13 protein-coding genes and 1 tRNA gene are annotated in these 18,256 nt (G+C 61.1%); 3 read left to right on the top strand and 11 right to left on the bottom strand.

Annotation, left to right across the window (positions count from 1 at the left end; genetic code table 11):
- Positions 1-4: 4 nt before the first annotated feature.
- Together GC127_RS07965 and ald are read right to left on the bottom strand one after the other, a co-directional pair.
- A complete protein-coding gene (locus GC127_RS07965) occupies positions 5-1,051 on the bottom strand; it encodes an ABC transporter permease (protein ID WP_008282656.1) in 1,047 nt (348 codons plus the stop codon).
- A 122-nt stretch (positions 1,052-1,173) separates the two neighbouring features.
- Positions 1,174-2,286 carry an alanine dehydrogenase gene (gene ald, locus GC127_RS07960; protein ID WP_151977452.1) on the bottom strand — a complete coding sequence of 371 codons (1,113 nt, stop codon included), beginning with the start codon at positions 2,284-2,286 and terminating at the stop codon, positions 1,174-1,176.
- A 139-nt stretch (positions 2,287-2,425) separates the two neighbouring features.
- Here ald and GC127_RS07955 point away from each other — a divergent pair, with 139 nt between their 5' ends.
- A complete protein-coding gene (locus GC127_RS07955; RefSeq protein ID WP_008282654.1) occupies positions 2,426-2,884 on the top strand; it encodes an Lrp/AsnC family transcriptional regulator in 459 nt (152 codons plus the stop codon).
- Between the two features lie 4 nt (positions 2,885-2,888).
- Here the strand turns inward: GC127_RS07955 and tdh are convergent, their stop codons facing one another.
- The 8 genes from tdh to GC127_RS07915 form a co-directional block, all read right to left on the bottom strand.
- Positions 2,889-3,911 (bottom strand): L-threonine 3-dehydrogenase, encoded by a 1,023-nt coding sequence (tdh, locus tag GC127_RS07950; protein ID WP_199861316.1) that lies wholly within the window; start codon positions 3,909-3,911, stop codon positions 2,889-2,891.
- Between the two features lie 11 nt (positions 3,912-3,922).
- Entirely contained in the window at positions 3,923-5,116 is a 1,194-nt protein-coding gene (locus GC127_RS07945; protein WP_151977448.1) for a glycine C-acetyltransferase, read from the bottom strand.
- Between the two features lie 60 nt (positions 5,117-5,176).
- On the bottom strand, positions 5,177-7,177 hold the full coding sequence (locus GC127_RS07940) for a hydantoinase/oxoprolinase N-terminal domain-containing protein (protein WP_151977446.1): 2,001 nt from the start codon (positions 7,175-7,177) through the stop codon (positions 5,177-5,179).
- A 50-nt stretch (positions 7,178-7,227) separates the two neighbouring features.
- Positions 7,228-8,280 carry a tRNA epoxyqueuosine(34) reductase QueG gene (gene queG / locus GC127_RS07935; protein WP_151977444.1) on the bottom strand — a complete coding sequence of 351 codons (1,053 nt, stop codon included), beginning with the start codon at positions 8,278-8,280 and terminating at the stop codon, positions 7,228-7,230.
- A 59-nt stretch (positions 8,281-8,339) separates the two neighbouring features.
- Positions 8,340-9,005 (bottom strand): glutathione S-transferase family protein, encoded by a 666-nt coding sequence (locus GC127_RS07930; protein ID WP_008282649.1) that lies wholly within the window; start codon positions 9,003-9,005, stop codon positions 8,340-8,342.
- A gap of 57 nt (positions 9,006-9,062) precedes the next feature.
- On the bottom strand, positions 9,063-9,770 hold the full coding sequence (gene mtgA / locus GC127_RS07925; RefSeq protein ID WP_151977442.1) for a monofunctional biosynthetic peptidoglycan transglycosylase: 708 nt from the start codon (positions 9,768-9,770) through the stop codon (positions 9,063-9,065).
- 111 nt (positions 9,771-9,881) lie between these two features.
- Positions 9,882-14,414 carry a glutamate synthase large subunit gene (gltB, locus tag GC127_RS07920; protein ID WP_151977440.1) on the bottom strand — a complete coding sequence of 1,511 codons (4,533 nt, stop codon included), beginning with the start codon at positions 14,412-14,414 and terminating at the stop codon, positions 9,882-9,884.
- A gap of 109 nt (positions 14,415-14,523) precedes the next feature.
- Positions 14,524-15,957, bottom strand: coding sequence for an NAD(P)-dependent oxidoreductase (locus GC127_RS07915; protein ID WP_199861212.1), 1,434 nt, complete (start codon positions 15,955-15,957; stop codon positions 14,524-14,526).
- A gap of 217 nt (positions 15,958-16,174) precedes the next feature.
- On the opposite strand from GC127_RS07915, the gene GC127_RS07910 reads away from it, so the two are divergent.
- Positions 16,175-16,978 carry an undecaprenyl-diphosphate phosphatase gene (locus GC127_RS07910; RefSeq protein ID WP_081507309.1) on the top strand — a complete coding sequence of 268 codons (804 nt, stop codon included), beginning with the start codon at positions 16,175-16,177 and terminating at the stop codon, positions 16,976-16,978.
- Positions 16,979-16,981: 3 nt separating this feature from the next.
- On the opposite strand, the gene GC127_RS07905 is transcribed toward GC127_RS07910, so the two are convergent.
- Positions 16,982-17,965: a complex I NDUFA9 subunit family protein gene (locus GC127_RS07905; RefSeq protein WP_151977438.1), complete on the bottom strand. Its 984-nt coding sequence runs from the start codon at positions 17,963-17,965 to the stop codon at positions 16,982-16,984.
- Positions 17,966-18,111: 146 nt separating this feature from the next.
- On the opposite strand from GC127_RS07905, the gene GC127_RS07900 reads away from it, so the two are divergent.
- Positions 18,112-18,197, top strand: a tRNA-Leu gene (locus GC127_RS07900).
- The last annotated feature ends 59 nt before the right edge of the window (positions 18,198-18,256 follow it).

Below are 18,256 nucleotides of genomic sequence, written 5' to 3'. Positions count from 1 at the left end.
CCCCCTAGCGCACGCTGATGCGCGGATTGAGAAAGACATAGCCGATGTCTGAAATCAGCTGCGTCACCAGCACCACCACCACAGAGATCACTGAAACCCCCAGCAGCAATTCGATGTCATTGTTGCCCGCCGCCTGCACCAGCGTCCAGCCAAAGCCCTTGTAGTTGAACAGGGTTTCAACAATCACGACCCCGTTCAAAAGCCATGGGAATTGCAGCATGATCACCGTAAAGGGCGCGATAAGCGCGTTGCGCAGCGCGTGTTTCATCACGACATTCGGGAAACTCACGCCTTTGAGGCGCGCGGTGCGGATATATTGCGCGGTCATCACCTCGGCCATAGAGGCCCGCGTCATCCGCGCGATATAGCCCATACCATAGAGCGCGATGGTCAGAACCGGCAAAAAGAAATTCTCGAACGTGGGGTTGTCCATCGCCGCCGTTGCCGTGCCCTTGAACCATTTGAGGCCCACGGCAGTGCTGGCAAACACCGCGATGAAAAGCACGCCCGAGACATATTCCGGTGTGGCCGTGGTGGTGATGGCAAAAGTCGACAGCGTGCGGTCGGTGCGCGACCCCTCGCGCATCCCCGCCAAGATGCCAAGGATCAGGGCCGAGGGCACCATCAACACCATCACCCAGAACATCAGCCTGCCTGTCAGCGCCAGCTTGTCGCCAAGGATCTTGCCCACATCCTCGCGGAACACGGTGGAATAGCCCCAGTCGCCTTGCAGGATGCCGCAGAACCTTGGTGCATCCTCAGGGGCGGTGCCCGGTTCGATGCACTGCCCGCGCGTCACCCCGTCGCGATCAAGGATCACGAAACCCGGCACCACGCCCAGCCATTGCCCATATTTCACCGCCATCGGCTGCAAATAGCCATTGCGGCCCAGATAACTGGCCACTTCCTCATCGCTCATGCGAAAGTCGCCTTGGGTCTTGGCCAGCTTTTCGAGGTTGGGATAAAGATTGGTCAGGAAAAAGACGATAAATGTCAGACAGAGCGCCGTCAGGATCATGACCCCAACACGGCGCAGGATGAACATGGCCATAATCGCCCCCTGTTGGCGTTTTCAATGACGCTAGTCGACGGGGGGCAGGCGGTCCAGCATCATTTGCGACGTGGTCTTGTCAGAAAACGCCCCCAGCCTTTTCGGACTGGGGGCGCTGTCCGTTAGATCAGCGATTTGGGATCAACCGTGGCTATCCCCAGCGCCTCGCCGACAGCGGCATAGGTCAACTGACCGGCATGCACATTCAGACCGTTGAGCAAATGCACATCCTCGGCACAGGCGCGTTTCCAGCCCTTGTCGGCCAGCGCCAGCATAAAGGGCATCGTCGCATTGCCCAGTGCCAGCGTCGAGGTGCGCGCAACGGCACCCGGCATGTTCGCCACGCAGTAATGCATGATCCCGTCGACCTCATAAATCGGGTCTTGGTGCGTTGTGGCGCGCGAGGTTTCAAAGCATCCGCCTTGGTCAATCGCCACATCCACCAGCACCGATCCCGGCTTCATCATGCCGAACTGATCGCGGCGCACCAGCTTGGGCGCGGCGGCACCGGGGATCAGAACCGCGCCGATCACCATATCCGCCTGCGGCAGCAATTCTTCCAGCAACCCGGCCGAGGAATAACCGGTCTTGAAGCTGCCCCCAAACACATCATCGAGATAGCGCAGACGCGGCAAAGAGCGATCGAGCACGGTCACATCCGCGCCCATGCCTGCGGCGATTTTGGCCGCATGCGTGCCCACCACGCCGCCGCCGATCACGATCACCCGCGCCGGTCCGACACCGGGCACACCGCCCATAAGCACGCCGCGCCCGCCGTTGGCCTTTTGCAGCGTCCACGCGCCCACTTGGGGCGCCAAGCGCCCGGCAACTTCCGACATCGGCGCAAGGAGCGGCAGACCGCCCGCGCGATCCGTCACCGTTTCATAGGCGATGCAGGTAGCACCCGAGGCCAACAAATCCTTGGTCTGCTCCGGGTCCGGTGCCAGATGCAGATAGGTGAACAGAACCTGCCCCTCGCGCAGCATCTTGCGCTCGGCGGCCTGCGGTTCCTTGACCTTCACCACCATGTCGGACTGTGCGAAAATCTCTGTGGCGGTGCCAACAATCTTGGCGCCTGCCGCCTCATAAGCGGCATCGTCAAACCCGGCTCCAAGGCCTGCGCCGGATTGGATAAGCACCACATGGCCATGACCCACCGCCTCTTTTGCGGCATTGGGCGTCATGCCTACGCGGAATTCTTGTGGCTTGATTTCCGTCGGACAACCTATTTTCATATTATACTCCTCCCTGTGTTATTTTGCGCGGAGTCTGCAACAGAACGCGCGCAAGGAGATTGAAATTTCGCTCGCCTTTTACGGGATTCTGTGAATATCCTTCGGAAATTATGTGATTAGTGGGAAAGGTCTTGCGCAAATGTCCCTCGATCCGACAGATCGTCGCTTGTTGCATGTCCTTCAGCGGCGCGGGCGCATTTCCAACGCCGACCTCGCAGAAGAGGTCAATCTCTCCGCCTCTGCCTGTCACCGCCGCGTTCAGCGCCTTGAATCCGATGGGTATATCAAGGGCTATGTCGCTCTGCTTGACCCGCGTAAAATGGGCGTGCCCGCCACGATTTTTGTCGAGATTACGCTTACCACGCAGGCAGACGAGGTGCTCGACGCCTTTGAAAAGGCGGTGGCGCGGGTGCCCGATGTGCTGGAATGTCACCTCACCGCCGGCACTGCCGACTATATCCTCAAGGTCGTCGCAGAGGATACCGAGGATTTCGCGCGTATCCACCGCCAATACCTGACCCGGCTGCCCGGCGTGGCGAAAATGCAATCAAGCTTTGCCCTGCGCACCGTGTTCAAGACCACCGCGCTGCCGCTCTGATCCCCTACCAGTCCATCACCACCTTGCCCGAATTGCCCGAAATCATCGCGGCAAAGCCCTGCTCGAAATCATCAATTCCGATCCGGTGGGTGATCAGCCCCGACACATCCAGCCCCGATTGCACCAGCGCAATCATCTTGTACCAAGTCTCATACATCTCCCGGCCATAGATGCCCTTGATATGCAGCATCTTGAAAATCACCGCGTTCCAATCCACCGCAAATTCCGTGGGCGCAATCCCCAACAGCGCCAGCTTGCCGCCATTGTTCATCCGCGCGATCATCTGCTGCATCGCCGGGGCCGCGCCAGACATCTCAAGCCCCACGTCAAAGCCTTCGGTCATGCCGATGTCGGCCATCACATCGCGCAGGTGCTCTTTGCCCACATCAACCACATGCTGCACCCCCATCCGCTGCGCCAGATCAAGACGGTAGGGGTTGATATCGGTGATCACCACCTTGCGCGCGCCCACCTTTTGCGCGACCAGCGCCCCCATGATGCCAATCGGCCCCGCGCCTGTGACAAGCACATCCTCACCCACCAGATCGAAACTGAGCGCGGTATGCACCGCATTGCCAAAGGGATCAAAGATTGCTGCAATCTCGTCGGGAATATCCTCTGGAATTGGCACCACATTGCTTTCGGGGATACAGAGATATTCGGCAAAGGACCCGGGGCGATGCACGCCCACCCCCTTGGTATTGCGGCACAGATGCCCTCGCCCCGCGCGACAGTTCCGACAGGTGCCGCAGACGATATGCCCCTCGCCGCTCACCCGCTGACCAATCCGGTATTTCACCGCCGCAGGTCCGGTATCGACAATCTCGCCGACGAATTCATGGCCCACAACCATCGGCACCGACACGGTCCGGGCCGAGAATTCATCCCACTTCCAGATATGCACATCGGTGCCGCAAATCGCCGATTTGCGCACCTTGATCAGCACATCCGATGGCCCCACCTCGGGCACCGGCACGTATTCCATCCAGAGCCCGGGCTCTGCCTTGGTCTTGACCAGCGCCTTCATCTCGTTCTGCATCAGATCACTCCTAGGTCGCGGCCCACGACCGCAAAAGCGTCAATTGCCCGGTCCAGCATATCGCGCGTAAGCCCGGCACTCATTTGCGTTCTGATCCGATCCTGCCCCTTGGGCACCACCGGAAAGCTGAAGGCGGTCACATAAACGCCGCGATCATTCAGCCGCGCTGCCATTTCTTGCGCCAGCTTCGGATCGCGCAACATGACCGGGATGATCGCATGTTCGCCGGGCAGCATTTCAAACCCCAGTGCGCCCATCCTCTCGCGGAAATACGCTGCATTGTCCCAGAGCCGCGCACGCCGCTCCGCGCCGTCCTCCAGCATATCAAAGACTTTGAGCGAGGCCCCTGCAATCACCGGCGCCAGCGTGTTGGAAAAAAGATACGGGCGCGAGCGTTGCCGCAGCCAATCCACCACCTGCGCACTTGCCGCCGTATATCCGCCCGAGGCCCCGCCCAGCGCCTTGCCCAGCGTGCCGGTCAGGATATCCACACGGTCCATCACCCCGAACCGCTCGGGTGTGCCGCGCCCGGTCTCGCCGACAAAGCCGGTGGCATGGCAATCATCCACCATCACCATTGCATCATAGCGGGCGGCCAAATCGCAAATTTCATCCAAGGGCGCATAAGTTCCATCCATCGAGAACACGCCATCCGTTGCAATCAGCCGATGCCGCGCGCCCTTCGCCTCGCGCAAACACCGCTCCAGATCGGCCATGTCGCGATTGGCATAGCGATAGCGCGCCGCCTTGCAGAGCCGGATACCGTCGATGATGCTCGCATGGTTGAGCGCATCGCTGATGATCGCATCCTCTGGCCCCAAAATCGTCTCGAACAAACCGGTATTCGCGTCAAACGCCGCCGCATAAAGGATCGCATCCTCACACCCTAAAAACCCGGCGATCCGGGCCTCCAGCTCTTTATGCTCTTCCTGCGTTCCGCAAATAAACCGCACGCTCGCCATGCCAAACCCGTAACGGTCCAGCGCCGCATGCGCCGCCGCGATCACTTCGGGATGATCTGCCAGACCCAGGTAATTGTTGGCGCAGAGGTTCACCACCGCGCGCCCATCCGCCAGCCGCACCTCGCCCGCCTGCATCGAGGCGATCACCCGCTCGCCCTTATAGAGCCCCTCATCGCGCAACCCGTCCAGTCGCCCTGCAATATCCGAGTCAAACCGATCTGCTGCTGTCATGTCGCCCTCCCGTTCAGTGTTCCCGAACTGCTCCGGGACTGGGGGCAGCGCCCCCACACCTCAGACGGCGATCCGAGGCCGTCCACTCGCCTCTACCACGATTTCAGCTTCCAAAAACACCCGTCGCGCCTCGGCCTGCGCTTCTTTTACGGCACGGCGCGCGGTAACATGAATATCCACTGCCCCGGCCGCCTCGGCTTCGGCTTGTGCTTCGGCCCGCAAAACCGCCTCTAGCGCCGCCATCGCGGTGTCGGACGCGGCATAATCCTCTGGCCCGCTTTCAAGATGCACGCGGTATTTGCCCTCAGAGGGTGATGTTACCGTGCCGCCCCGCCGGATTGTCACACGGCCCACCACCGCGCCAATCGCATTGGCCACGCCGCCATGCGCAGGCAGGATCATCTCGCAGCCCAGCCGCGCACCCACCGCGCCGTAATAGCTCGCCGCCGACGCACCGAGACCAATCACCGGCACCGCCAGCCCGCTCTCGATTCGCACCAAACCGCGATGCCCATCCAACCCTTTTTGCATCAGCACATGCTCGGCCAGCGCCGTAGGAGACAGGCCAAAGTCCATGTCTTCTTCGGCAAAAGCAGTCTCTAACAAAGCTAAACTTGTCTGATGCGTCAGGCGATCCACGATCATGCGCGCCAAATGCTCTGGCCCCTCTGCCAGCCGGTTGCCCGACCCGGTTCGCTTGCGCGCCACCAGTTCCAACGCAATGCGCGCGGCCTCTGCATCCCAACTGTCCAGCCCGCCCAGCACATGGCTTGCATCCGACGGCGTGATACCCGCCACCTGCACCAGCCCCCGGCGCACCAAGCGTGTCAGCGCCGCGCCATCCATGCGCGTCTTGAGCACCTTGCCGACGGGGCGGACATCGACACCAATCCGGCCCAACAAAGCTTCTTCGCGCTCGCCTAATCCCCCGGCCTCGATCCCCGGTACCGCGCGCACGAACCGCGCGTCATGCTCGCCGGGGGCCACTGCCCGCAATTGTTCCTCCAACACGCCATGCACCGCCTCGCGTGCCTCTGCCGCCATCAGGCTCACCGGCACCACGCGCCGCGGGCCGAGGATCACGCCGCCCTCCAGCCCTTCGTCGCGCACATGAACCTCACTGTCACCACCCAGCCCAAAGGTTCGCATCGCAACCGCTTCGACCATGGTGCGCCATGGGCCCACACGCGCGCCTTCGGGATCAATCGCCGGTCGCCCCTCGCGCAGGACCGCCACATCGGTCGTTGTTCCGCCAATATCCGACACCAGCGCATGCGCCGCCCCGGTCAGCCAGCGCGCGCCCACGATGCTTGCCGCAGGCCCGCTCAGAATGGTCTCGATGGGGCGTTCCCGCGCTTGATCGGCACTGATCAACGCCCCGTCTCCCCGCACCACCATCAGCGGCGCGTGTATCCCCAACTCGCCCAGCTTGCCCTCGGCTCGGTCGATCAGCCGCGCAATCATCCCGATGAGCCGCGCGTTCAGCAGCGCGGTCAGCGCCCGTTTCGGCCCGTTGAGCTTGGCCGACAGATGATGCGACAGGCTCACAGGCCGTCCCGTTACCGCGCGGATCGTCTCTGCCGCCGCCAATTCATGCGCGGGGTTTCTGGTGGCAAAGAGCGATGCCACCGCATAGGCCTCTGCCCCTGTTCCAGTCTCTAACCAGGCCAAAAGCGCCTCTTTATCCAGCGGCATTGCCTCGCCTCCGGCGTGGTTATGGCCACCACTCAGCACAATCGCCGGGTCACCTCCCAGCGCCTCGGCCAGCCCATGCGCCTGCAAATCTGCCGCCCGAAACCCGATATAAACTAGGCCCGCGCGCCCGCCTTGCCCCTCGACAAGCGCGTTGGTCGCCAAGGTCGTCGAGAGGGAGGCAAGGCCGATATCGCCCACATTCGCGCCGCTTTCGCGCAGCACGGCCTCGACCGCAGCACCAATTCCCACGGCCAGATCGGCCCGTGTCGTCAGCGCCTTGGCGCTCGCAATCACCTCGCGCTCATCCCGGATCAGAACGGCATCGGTATATGTGCCCCCGGTGTCCACGCCCAACAACAACGCCATCTGCCTGCCCTCTTTGACTGTCAGGCTAGGGGTGTAGCGGGTTTCTCGCGCTATGCCAGCCCGTTTGCGTCACGATCCAGTCGTTTGACCGCCCACCGCGCCGCATCCGAGACGGCCGCATCCGCATCCTCGCACTGCGATTGTGCCACCGGGCGCAGGCTGGGATCTGCGGAATTGCCAATCGCATAGAGCACATTGCGCAAAAACCGATCCCGCCCGATCCGCTTGATCGGGCTGCCGGAAAATCTCGTACGGAACGCGGTATCGTCCAGCATTGCCAGCTCCGCCAGCCGTGGCGCCACCAGATCGTCGCGCGCGTGATACTTCACTTCACGCGCCGTAACCGCAAACTTGTTCCATGGGCAGACCGCCAGACAATCGTCGCAGCCATAAATCCGGTTGCCCAGACCGGGGCGCAGGGCTTCATCCACGGGCCCCTTATGCTCGATCGTCAGATAGGAAATACAGCGCCGCGCGTCCAACTGATAGGGCGTGGGAAAGGCATCGGTGGGACAGATGTCAAGACAGGCGCGGCAAGACCCACAATGATCGATTTCCGCCGGATCCGTCTCTAGATCCAGTGTCGTAAAAACGGACCCAAGGAAAAACCAGCTTCCCAACTCACGGCTCACCAGGTTGGTGTGCTTGCCCTGCCATCCCAGCCCCGCCGCTTGTCCCAGCGGCTTTTCCGGCACGGGGGCGGTGTCAACAAACACCTTCACCTCCCCGCCGCCCGCGTCGATCAGCCAGCGCGCCAAGCGTTTCAACCGCTTCTTGACCGTGTCGTGATAGTCTCTGTTGCGGGCATAAACCGAGATATTGCCGCAATCGGGCCGCTTCAACCCGGCCAAGGGGTCTTCCTCGGGGGTATAGCTTTCGCCCAACATGATGACGGTGCGCGCCTCGGGCCAGAGCGCCTCAGGCGCGCCGCGCCACTCGCTGCGCTCTGCCAGCCATCCCATCTGCCCGTGATAGCCCTGCCCAAGAAATGCGGCCAAACGCTCGGGCACATGCCCCACATCCCATGGGCGACACATCCGACAGGCGTCAAACCCTTCGGTAAGCGCTTGATCAATCAGTCTCTGTTTCAGCCCAATATTCATCTGGCGCAAAATACCTCGGGGGAGTCGCCGCTTGCGGCGACGGGGGCAGCGCCCCCAACCTAAAAGTCGAGATCAGCATAATGCGCAGGCGGCGGAAATCCCGACACTTGATCCGCCAGAATCCCGCGGAACGCCGGGCGCGACTTGATCTTGGCATACCAATCCTTGACCGCCTCGCTGCGCGTCCAGTCCACATCGCTGATGTAATCCAGCGCGCTAAGATGCGCGGCTGCCGCAAAATCCGCCAGCGTCATCACATCGCCCGCCAGCCAGCGCCGGTGATCCAACAGCCACGCCATGTAATCCAGATGATATTTGATCGCCTTGGCGCCGTCCTTGACATTGCGACTGTCGGGAAAGCCTAGCTTCATCACCTTCTTGTTCACCCGCTCATAGACCAACTTGCTGGTCACTTCGCTATGAAACTTGTCGTCAAACCACCCCACCAGCCGCCGCACCTCATAGCGCGCATCGGTGCCTTTGGGCATCAGGGACGGTTCGGGATACTTCTCTTCGAGATATTCGCAGATCGCGGCACTCTCCGACATGGTCTTGCCGTCGATCCGCAGCACGGGCACTTTGCCAGCCGGGTTGCGGCGCAGAAAGTCCGGATCCTGCTCCCAATAGCGCTCTTCCACCAGCTCACATTCGATCCGCTTTTCCGCCAGACTCAGCCGAACCTTGCGGCAAAAGGGCGAGAGCGGGACATGATAGAGCTTGGCCATGAACGATTACCTGTGGTCTCGGGGGTCGCCCCTCAATGCCCCCTTTGGCTGCGGTTTTCAATCCTCGAAACAGGTGGCGCGCCCATCTCGGTCAATCGTTGCCGCCCCATCAAGGATACCAGCGGCCCGGTTGCGCAATGCCTGCGATGGTTTTGACGCGGAGCGTCCCTTGGGATCAGGCAGCACCGCCGCCAGCCGTGCCGCTTGCGTGGCGCTCAGGTCGGCGGCGCTCACGCCGAAATAGTGCCGCGCGGCGGCCTCAACCCCGAAAACCCCCTCATCAAACTCTGCAACGTTAAGATAGACCTCGATGATCCGACGTTTCGACCAAAGCGTTTCGACCACCGGAGTAATGCTGGCCTCCAGCGCCTTGCGCGCCCAATTGCGCCCATGCCAGAGATAGACATTCTTGACGACTTGCTGACTGAGCGTCGAGGCCCCGCGCCCTGATCCCTCGGCGATCGCCGTGCGAATGGCCGCCATATCAAACCCCCAGTGCTGGCAAAAATTGGCATCCTCTGCCGCCACCAGGGACCGCGCCATCACTGGCGCAATTTGCGCCATTGGCACCCAGTCCTGGGCGATGCGGCCCAGTCGCCGCTCTTCCTGACCCATGTAATAGGTCTTGGGCGGTGCGATCTCACGATGGGTTGCGATCACTCCGATCACGATCAGCACGGCCGCAAGCGACCAGCGCACCAGCCATGTGGTCGGCGTCCATCGGGATTTCGCCCGTAAGGGTGGGGATTTGCGCGCGCGTGCCATGGAACAGCTATAACGCCCTGCGCGGGCACGCAAAACACCTTTGGCGCGGGTCGGGTTCTTCTTGGCGAAAATACTCCGGGGGTCCGGGGGCAGAGCCCCCGGATTTCGTCTCTATTCTGCCGGAATAGCCTCTGGCACCATGCCAAGCGGATGGCTCAGCTTGTTGAGCATCTCCTTGGGGCAAAGCTGGATGAAATGTGCCCGCTCTTGATCCCAGTATTGCAGGATGTCCTGCCCCCGGCGGCTGCCGGTTTCCGCGACATGCCGCTCGATCAGCCCTTTCAGCTCGGCCTCCCAATGCGGCTCTGTTACGGCACAACTGACCAGGGTTTCGCCATTGACAAGTGTCGGCGCGCGGCCCTGCGGATCATAGAGATAGGCCATGCCGCCGGTCATGCCGGCGCCAAAATTGGCCCCGATATCGCCAAGGATCACCGCAACGCCGCCGGTCATGTATTCACAGCCATTGCTGCCGCAGCCCTCGATCACCACCTTTGCACCCGAATTGCGCACGGCAAAGCGTTCGCCAGCACGGCCTGCGGCAAAGAGATAGCCATCGGTCGCGCCATAGAGCACGGTATTGCCGATGATCGTGTTTTCGGCGGCAACCAGCGGGCTGGCCATTGGTGGGCGTACCACGATGGTTGCCCCCGACAGGCCCTTGCCCACATAGTCATTGGCGTCGCCCGAGACCTCGATCTTGAGGCCCGGCGCGGCAAAGGCCCCAAGGCTCTGCCCCGCACTTCCCGTCAGCTTGACCGTCAGGTGATCCGGCTGAAGGCTATTGCGCATTCCGAACTTGCGCACGATATGGCTGGATACCCGCGTGCCCACGGTGCGATGCGTGTTCTGCACCGCATAATGCAGCTGCATCTTCTCACCATCGTTCAGGAACCGCGCGGCATCGCGCACGATTTCGGCGTCCAGCGTATCGGGCACCTTGTTGCGCGGCTTGAGCCGGTCATAGCGCTGATGCTGCGCCCCATCGACGGTGATCAGCATCGGGTTGAGGTCAAGATCATCCAGATGCGCCGAACCGCGCGACACCTGCGTCAGCAGATCCGCCCGCCCGATCACCTCATCAAGGCTGCGCGCACCGATAGAGGCAAGGATTTCCCGCACCTCCTGCGCGTAGAAAGTGATGAGGTTCACCACTTTGTCGGCATTGCCGGTGAACTTGGCGCGCAGCGCCTCGTCTTGCGTGCAAACGCCCACGGGACAGGTGTTCGACTGGCACTGACGCACCATGATACAGCCCATCGCGATCAGCGCTGCGGTGCCGATGCCATATTCCTCGGCCCCCATCATCGCCGCCATGACGATATCGCGCCCGGTACGCAGCCCGCCATCGGTGCGCAGCGTGATCCGCTCGCGCAGATTGTTCATGCTCAGCACCTGATGCGCCTCGGTCAGGCCCATTTCCCACGGCAGGCCGGCATATTTGATGCTCGTTGCGGGGGATGCGCCGGTGCCACCATTATGCCCGGAAATCAGGATCACATCCGCCTTGGCCTTGGCCACACCGGCGGCAATCGTGCCCACACCGGATTGCGCCACCAGCTTGACGCATACTTTGACGCCCGGATTGATCTGCTTGAGGTCATAGATGAGCTGCGCCAGATCCTCGATACTGTAGATATCGTGATGCGGCGGCGGCGAAATCAGCGTCACGCCTTCGGTCGAATGGCGCAGCCGTGCAATCAGCTTTGTCACTTTCATGCCCGGCAACTGCCCACCCTCGCCGGGCTTGGCCCCTTGCGCGACCTTGATTTCCAACTCTTCGCAATGGTTGAGATATTCCGCCGTCACGCCAAAGCGGCCAGATGCCACCTGCTTGATCTTGGCCGATGGGTTGTCGCCATTGGCCTCTGGCGTGAAATGCGCCGGGTCTTCGCCGCCTTCGCCACTGTCCGAGCGCGCGCCGATCCGGTTCATTGCGACGTTCAGCGTCTTGTGCGCCTCGGGGCTCAGCGCCCCAAGCGACATGCCCGGTGTCACGAACCGCTTGCGGATCGCGGTTACGCTCTCGACCTCTTCAATCGGGATCGCCTTGCCCAGTGGCTTGATCGCCATCAGGTCGCGCAGATGGATGGGCGGATTGGCCTGCATAGCCGCGCTGTAGCGCTTCCAGAGCTCATAGCTTGCCTTGTTACAGGCGGTTTGCAGGATATGCATTGTCTGCGCACCCCAAGCATGGGTTTCGCCCGATTTCCGCGCCTTGTAAAAGCCGCCGATCGGCAGAATATCCTGCCCGCCGGCATAGGCGCGGCCATGCACCTCTTCCAGCTTGGCCTGAATCCCCGACACACCGATGCCACTGATCCGGCTGGTCAGACCGGGGAAATACTCTGCGCACATCGCACGGCTCAGCCCGACCGCTTCAAAGTTCAAACCGCCACGATAAGAGGAGATCACCGAAATCCCCATCTTCGACATGATTTTGAGCAGACCCTGATCAATCGCTGTCCGGTAGCGGGCCACTGCTTCGGTTAGGCTCCCCTCGATCAATCCGCGCGCGATCCGGTCGGCGATGCTGTCCTCGGCCAGATAGGCGTTGACCACCGTGGCACCCGCGCCAATCAGCACCGCGAAATAATGCGGGTCGATACATTCGGCAGAGCGCACGTTGAGGCTCGAGAATGTGCGCAGCCCCTTGCGTGTCAGATGGCTATGCACCGCACTCGTCGCCAAAATCATTGGCATGCCGACGCGGGCCTCGTTCTGGTGTTGATCCGTCAGGATGAGATGCCCGGTGCCCGAGCGGATCGCATCCTCTGCCTCGGCGCGGATACGCTCTAGCCCGTCTTGCAGCGCGTTCTTGCCGGGCGCAAAGGTGCAGTCGATCTCGGTCACATCGGCGTTGAACTGTTTGATCATCTCGGCCCATTGGGCATTGCCCACGAACGGGCTTTCGAGGACCAGAATCTCGGTTTGCGCGCTCGATTCATCCAGCACGTTCTTGAGGTTGCCGAACCGCGTCTTCAGGCTCATCACCCGGTATTCGCGCAAGCTGTCAATGGGCGGGTTGGTCACCTGACTGAAATTCTGACGGAAGAAATGGCTCAGGGGGCGATACTGTTTGGATAGAACGGCACTTGGCGTGTCGTCGCCCATGCTCGCCACCGCCTCTTTGCCATCCTCGGCCATGGGGGCCAGAACCTGCTCCAGTTCCTCGATGCTATAGCCCGCTGCGATCTGCCGCTTGCGCAGGTCCGAACCGGAATAAAGCGGGGCCTCTGTTGCCCCCGAAAGCGCCTCATCCAGCTCGTTGATCTTGCCGACCCATTCGCCAAAGGGCTGCGCGTCCGCCAAGCGGTTCTTGATTTCCGCATCGTGATAGAGCTTGCCTTGGGTCATATCCACGGCCAGCATCTGGCCCGGCCCAAGTGCGCCCTTTTCCTTGACCGTACGCTCGTCAATCGGGACCATCCCGGCCTCTGACCCGGCAATCACCATGCCGTCACCCGTAACCACATACCGCATCGGCCGCAGCCCGTTGCGGTCAAGCCCGGCGCATACCCAGCGGCCATCGGTCATCGCCAGCGCGGCGGGGCCATCCCACGGCTCCATCACCGAATTGCAATAGGAATACATATCGCGCCACGACTGCGGCAGCTCTTCGGCCTGCTTGGACCAGGATTCAGGCACCAGCATCGTCTTGGCCATCGGCGCGGACCGTCCGGCGCGCACCAGCACCTCGAACACGGCATCCAGCGCGGCACTATCGCTTGATCCTTGCGGGATGATCGGCTTGATATCTTCGGCCAGATCGCCAAAGGCCCCGCTTGCCATGCGGATCTCATGGCTTTTCATCCAATTGGTATTGCCCTTGAGCGTGTTGATCTCGCCGTTATGCGCCAGCATGCGGAACGGCTGCGCCAGCCACCATTGCGGGAAGGTGTTGGTCGAATAACGCTGATGATAAATGGCAAAGGCGCTCTTGAACCGTTCGTCCATGAGGTCCGGGTAGAACACCGCCACCTGCTCGGCCAGCATCATCCCTTTGTAGATGATGCTGCGGCAGCTCAGGCTGGCCATGTAAAATCCCATGATCCCGGCAGCCTGCACCGCCTTTTCGATCCGGCGGCGGATCACATAAAGTTCCCGCTCGAATGTTTCCTCGTCCAATCCCTTGGCATCGGAAATCAGGATCTGTTCGATCTCAGGCCGGGTTGCGTTGGCCTTTTCGCCAAGACAGGAAATATCCACCGGCACATGCCGCCAGCCATAGATCGTGTGCCCCATGCGGAGCACTTCGGTTTCCACGATGGTCCGGCACTGTTCCTGTGCGCCAAAATTTGTGCGCGGCAAGAACACCTGACCCACGGCAACCAACCGGCTCTCGTTCGGCTCGTGGCCAGTGCGGCGGATTTGATCGTAAAAGAACGACACCGGGATTTGCAGATGAATGCCTGCGCCATCGCCGGTCTTGCCATCGGCATCAACGGCACCCCGGTGCCAGATCGCCTTGAGCGCGTTGATCCCTGCCTCGACCACGCGGCGCGACGGTTTGCCGTCAATCGACACGACAAGGCCCACACCACAAGAGGAGTGTTCCTCTTCTTCGGCATACATGCCATTGGCTGCCAACCACTCGCGCTTGGCTTGCTGTTCTTCGGCCCAGTTAAGATCAAATGTCGTCATCGGTCTTTACCCTTCCTTAATCTGGTGGGTCAGTGTGTCTGTCACGTTGTCTCGTCGCGTGGCTGTCGGATCATCGCCGGAATACCGGCAGTATACCGACAGGTTACCGCTACTCCGCAGCAACGGCTTGCGCTTGGTCCAGATAGTTCAGGATTGCCGCCGCCGAGTCGCGCCCGTCGCGGATCGCCCAAACCACAAGGGATGCGCCGCGCACGATATCGCCCACGGCAAAAACCCCGTCCATCGCGGTTTGCCCAGTGGTGAACTCGGCCTTGATCGTCCCCCAACGGGTGAGTTCCAATTCCTTTTGCCCCCAAAGGCTTGGCAGGTCTTCGGGCTCGAACCCGAGCGCCTTGATCACCAGATCGGCGGGCGCATCCTCGATCGCGCCCTCAATCGGCTCTGGGCTCTGCCGCCCTGTGGCATCGGGCGCACCAAGGCGCATTTTCTGCACTTTCACCGCTGTTACCGGGTCGCCAACAAAGCCAACAGGGGCGCTCAGCCATTCAAACTTGACACCTTCCTCTTCGGCATTGGCCACCTCACGCTGGCTGCCGGGCATATTCTCGCGGTCGCGACGGTATAGGCATGTAACCGATTTGGCCCCTTGCCGAATGGCTGTTCGCACGCAATCCATCGCTGTATCGCCGCCGCCTACCACAACAATGCGCTTGCCCTCTGCGTTCAACTCGCCGCTTTCATACTCTGGCACGCTGTCGCCAAAGCACACACGATTGCTGGCGGTCAGATAGTCAATCGCTCGCACGATCCCGTCTGCACCGGCCCCCGGGCCGTCCAAATCGCGGCTCTTGTAAACTCCGGTGGCAATCATCAACGCATTGTGTTTGCTGCGGATTTCATCGAAACTGATGTCTGTTCCCACATCACAATTGAGCACGAATTTAACGCCACCCTGCTCCAGTTGTTCGACGCGGCGCATGACCACGTCCTTTTCCAACTTGAAACCAGGAATCCCATAGGTCAGCAATCCGCCACCGCGATCATAGCGGTCATAGACCGTAACCTGAACCCCCGCCCGCCGCAGCACATCCGCCGCCGCAAGCCCACCGGGGCCAGCACCAATAATGCCGACAGATTCAACGCGCTCCACACTTGGCTTGATCACCTCAACCCAGCCCTCTTCCCAGGCGGTATCGGTGATGTATTTTTCAACCGCCCCAATCGTGACCGTGCCATGCCCCGATTGCTCGATCACGCAATTGCCCTCGCACAGCCGGTCCTGCGGGCAGATGCGCCCACAAATCTCGGGGAAGGTGTTGGTCAACTGGCTGATTTCATAAGCCTCTTTCAGCCGACCTTCGGCTGTCAGTCGCAGCCAGTCCGGGATATTGTTGTGCAGCGGACAATGGCTCTGGCAATAGGGCACGCCACACTGGCTACACCGTCCGGCCTGCTCCTTGGCTTTGGCATCGGCGAATTCGGCATAGATTTCATGGAAATCCTGCCGCCGATCATCTGCGCCACGTTTCTCGGGCATATCCCGCTCAACGCTCACAAATTTCAGCATGGGTTGCTTGGCCACGGCTTTTCCTCCCGAGTCAACTGGTTGCGAAGGTTTACAGCACTCCTCTTTGGATTAAAAGTCATAAACTATGACCTATTATGAATTAATTATAGTTGCTGTGCGCGCGTCCCCATTGATTTTTTCATAAATTAATTCCGATCCGGACCTACAATCAACTTTGCCTTTTTAAGACAATGCTTTATACGATTTCAAAAATCGGATCGGGACAGGCACCATGGCGCTCTTTCACATCTTCCTCGTCGCCATCGTGCAGGGGATAACGGAGTTTTTGCCAATTTCCTCGTCTGGCCATCTGATCCTTTTGCCGAATCTCCTGCATATTCCCGATCAGGGACAGATCATTGATGTGGCGGTGCATGTGGGCACGCTCTTTGCGGTCATTCTCTACTTCTGGTCTGACCTGCGGGGGGCCATCTTTGGCCTGCCTCGCCTGTTCATGGGGCGTGCCGACACGCCCGGCGCTCGGCTTGCGTTGCTGTTGATTGTCTCGGCGGTTCCGGTGATGGTGGCGGGCCTGCTGCTCAAGATCACCGGGCTAAATGACGCGCTGCGCTCGATTACTGTGATCGGCTGGGCCACGCTCATCTTTGGCGTCCTGCTCTATTGGGCGGATCAAACTGGCAAAACTGTCAGAACCAGCGAAGGTTGGACCCTGCGCGATGCCATCCTCTTGGGGATGTGGCAGGTCATTGCCCTTATTCCCGGCACCTCGCGCTCTGGTATCACCATCACGGGTGCGCGCGTCATGGGTTTTGCGCGCGAGGATGCCGCGCGCCTTTCGATGCTAATGTCTGTGCCCACGATCATCGCCAGCGGCGTCTTGCTGGGTGCAGAGGCCGCGATGACGGCGGATATGGGTCTGATCCGCGACGGGGCGATTGCCGCCGCCCTGGCCTTTGTCGCGGCCCTCTTGGCGCTCGGCCTGATGATGCGCCTGCTGCGCAGCGTCAGCTTTACGCCCTATGTGATCTATCGCATGGTGCTGGGCGTGGCCTTGTTGGCCATCGCCTATGGCTGAGGGTCAGCGCGCGCGCAGGTTCTTGGCCGATTCCTTGATCGCCGCATATTGCCCAGCCGGACGGAACCGCCAGAGATAATCCGGCAGTACCGCGCCCACCGCAACAGGGGTGATGCCAAGCGCGTCAAAGCCCTTGGCCCCGTCTCCGACAACATTATCCCGCCGCAGGCTACGCACCTGATCCCGGGTGATCTGCGGCGGCACAAGGCCAAGCGTGACCGTCTGAACAAGCTCCATCGCCCCAGCCATAAGCGCGGCCACTCCAAAGGGAATATTGGCGATCAGACGCCGCCGCCGGATCACCTGCAGCATCTGCTGCATCAGACCACGAAAGCTGATCGCCTCTGGCCCGCCAAGCTCGTAAATGCCCGGCACTGCCCGGCCCATGGCCCCCATCACCGCGGCCTGCGCCACGTCATCTACATAGACCGGCTGGAATCGCGTGTCGGCACCGACCACAGGCAGTACCGGACCAAGCCGCGTCATCCCGGCAAAGCGGTTGAAAAACTGATCTTCGGGACCAAAGATGACCGAGGGGCGCAGGATCACTGCGTTCGGGAAATGCTGTAGGATACCTGCCTCGCCCGCTGCCTTGGAACGGGCATAGTGGCTGTCCGAGGTGGCATCGGCCCCAATTGCCGACAAATGCACCAGATGCGCCACGCCTTCCTCTGCGGCGATCCGCGCGATCCGTGTGGCCCCCTTGTCCTGCACAGCGTCAAAGCTGTTTTTGCCCTTGCGGTCAAAGGTGCCAACGCAGTTCACCACCGCATCAGCGCCCTGCATCACCGCTCGCACAGATGCATCATCGCGGATATTGCAAAATACCGGCTCGACCTGACCGACAACGCCATAGGGTTTGACATGCATCGCCTCATTGGGGCGCCGCACCGCCACCCGTACCCGCCAACCGGCCTGCGCCATGCGCCGCGCGATATAGCGGCCCACGAACCCTGATCCGCCGTAAATGGTGACAAGCTTTGACATTCGGGCCTCCGAGGCTATGCGCGTATCCTCACTTTCCTATCGCCCCTGCGCGATTTGGACAAGACGATAAGGCAATTGCAGCCAAGCGACAAAATCGCCGTTGACACCATCCGGGGCGAGCGATAAACGCCTGCCTCACGACACCTGCCCAGGTGGCGGAATGGTAGACGCGCTGGCTTCAGGTGCCAGTGGCCGCAAGGCCGTGGAGGTTCGAGTCCTCTCCTGGGCACCACTTTCCCTTTGCGGGGTGTTTTTGTCGCTAAACCACTCAATTCCGGGCGTTAGAGCGGG

This window comes from Roseovarius sp. EC-HK134 (assembly GCF_902498815.1).
Taxonomy (GTDB): domain Bacteria; phylum Pseudomonadota; class Alphaproteobacteria; order Rhodobacterales; family Rhodobacteraceae; genus Roseovarius; species Roseovarius mucosus_A.
This window is presented reverse-complemented; position numbering and strand designations above follow the sequence as displayed.

Coding starts and splice junctions, on each gene's coding strand:
- GC127_RS07930 (WP_008282649.1), bottom strand. CDS start 9,005: ATGGCCAAGCTCTATCATGTCCCGCTCTCGCCCTTTTGCCGCAAGGTT.
- GC127_RS07955 (WP_008282654.1), top strand. CDS start 2,426: ATGTCCCTCGATCCGACAGATCGTCGCTTGTTGCATGTCCTTCAGCGG.
- queG (WP_151977444.1), bottom strand. CDS start 8,280: ATGAATATTGGGCTGAAACAGAGACTGATTGATCAAGCGCTTACCGAA.
- mtgA (WP_151977442.1), bottom strand. CDS start 9,770: ATGGCACGCGCGCGCAAATCCCCACCCTTACGGGCGAAATCCCGATGG.
- GC127_RS07905 (WP_151977438.1), bottom strand. CDS start 17,965: ATGTCAAAGCTTGTCACCATTTACGGCGGATCAGGGTTCGTGGGCCGC.
- tdh (WP_199861316.1), bottom strand. CDS start 3,911: ATGAAGGCGCTGGTCAAGACCAAGGCAGAGCCCGGGCTCTGGATGGAA.
- GC127_RS07945 (WP_151977448.1), bottom strand. CDS start 5,116: ATGACAGCAGCAGATCGGTTTGACTCGGATATTGCAGGGCGACTGGAC.
- GC127_RS07940 (WP_151977446.1), bottom strand. CDS start 7,177: ATGGCGTTGTTGTTGGGCGTGGACACCGGGGGCACATATACCGATGCC.
- ald (WP_151977452.1), bottom strand. CDS start 2,286: ATGAAAATAGGTTGTCCGACGGAAATCAAGCCACAAGAATTCCGCGTA.
- GC127_RS07910 (WP_081507309.1), top strand. CDS start 16,175: ATGGCGCTCTTTCACATCTTCCTCGTCGCCATCGTGCAGGGGATAACG.
- GC127_RS07965 (WP_008282656.1), bottom strand. CDS start 1,051: ATGGCCATGTTCATCCTGCGCCGTGTTGGGGTCATGATCCTGACGGCG.
- gltB (WP_151977440.1), bottom strand. CDS start 14,414: ATGACGACATTTGATCTTAACTGGGCCGAAGAACAGCAAGCCAAGCGC.